Raw genomic sequence first — 394 nt, 5'->3', positions numbered from 1 at the left:
CTCGCCCCATCAATTCGAACGCGACTTTCAAATCAGCCTATCTTAGCGCACTGTCCGTTTTTACTGGACCATCCCATACATCCAACTGATCAGCTCGTTCGGCTGGGAACCGATCGAGCAGGTATACCGGCAGTACCGGCAACTGCCGCGTGGCCAGTACCCGGCGAGCGAAGCGGCCAAGCGCGACTACTGGTTTTCCGCCATCTGCACGGCGACCCACCGTAACCTCGGTCCTTTTTTCGCGCAATGGCGGGTGCCCGTCAGTCCGGAAGCACAGAAAGCAGCAACTGCCTACCCTGGGTGGCTACCCCCCGAAATGAGGTGGTCGGATAAATCTGGACAGAATAGGGTGTTATCTTTCCTTCGTCATGAAAGACAGCCCTCAGCCTGCTAA

1 protein-coding gene is annotated in these 394 nt (G+C 56.9%); it reads left to right on the top strand.

Annotation, left to right across the window (positions count from 1 at the left end):
* Positions 1-70 precede the first annotated feature (70 nt).
* Positions 71-394: a M60 family metallopeptidase gene (locus J4D97_RS24115; protein ID WP_432207237.1), complete on the top strand. Its 324-nt coding sequence runs from the start codon at positions 71-73 to the stop codon at positions 392-394.

It is taken from the genome of Hymenobacter defluvii (genome assembly GCF_017589435.1).
Classification (GTDB): Bacteria; Bacteroidota; Bacteroidia; order Cytophagales; family Hymenobacteraceae; genus Hymenobacter; species Hymenobacter profundi.
This window is presented reverse-complemented; position numbering and strand designations above follow the sequence as displayed.